Origin of the sequence: Parafrankia sp. Ea1.12, assembly GCF_900465275.1 — a bacterium.
Lineage (GTDB): Bacteria > Actinomycetota > Actinomycetes > Frankiales > Frankiaceae > Parafrankia > Parafrankia soli.
Genome location: NZ_UBIZ01000065.1, coordinates 1 through 927 on the forward strand (window position 1 = coordinate 1; position 927 = coordinate 927).

A 927-nucleotide genomic window follows, 5' to 3' on the forward strand; every position below is an offset into this window, starting at 1 on the left:
GGAGCTCTCCAGCGTCGCCAAGGACGTGGAGACCAAGGAGCAGATCGCCTCCACCGCCTCCATCTCCGCCGGTGACCCGGCCATCGGCAGCATGATCGCCGAGGCGATGGACAAGGTCGGCAAGGAAGGCGTCATCACCGTCGAGGAGAGCAACACCTTCGGGCTCGAGCTCGAGCTCACCGAGGGCATGCGCTTCGACAAGGGCTACATCTCGCCCTACTTCGTCACCGACACCGACCGCATGGAAGCTGTCCTCGACGACCCGTACATCCTGATCACGAACAGCAAGATCTCCGCGGTCAAGGACGTGCTCCCGATCCTGGAGAAGGTCATGCAGGCCGGCAAGCAACTCGTGATCCTCTCCGAGGACGTCGAGGGCGAGGCTCTCGCGACCCTGGTCGTCAACAAGATCCGCGGCACGTTCAAGAGCACCGCGGTCAAGGCCCCGGGCTTCGGTGACCGCCGCAAGGCCATGCTGACCGACATCGCCGTCCTCACCGGCGGCCAGGTCATCTCCGAGGACATCGGCCTCAAGCTCGAGGGCACCACCGTCGACCTGCTCGGCCGCGCCCGCAAGGTCGTCATCACCAAGGACGAGACCACCATCGTCGAGGGTGCCGGCGACGCGGACCAGATCGCGGGGCGGGTCAACCAGATCCGCAACGAGATCGAGAAGTCCGACTCCGACTACGACCGCGAGAAGCTCCAGGAGCGCCTGGCCAAGCTCGCCGGCGGCGTCGCGGTCATCAAGGTCGGCGCGGCCACCGAGGTCGAGCTCAAGGAGAAGAAGCACCGCATCGAGGACGCCGTCTCGAACGCGAAGGCCGCGGTCGAGGAGGGCATCGTCGCCGGCGGTGGCGTCGCGCTCCTGCAGGCCGCGACCAGCGCCTTCGAGAAGCTCGACCTCTCCGGCGACGAGGCCACCGG

At 66.9% G+C, this 927-nt stretch carries 1 protein-coding gene; it reads left to right on the forward strand.

What is annotated here, in order from left to right; translation table 11 throughout:
* A partial coding sequence (gene groEL, locus FMEAI12_RS00335; RefSeq protein WP_146776590.1) for a chaperonin GroEL occupies positions 1-927 on the forward strand: 927 nt, incomplete at both ends.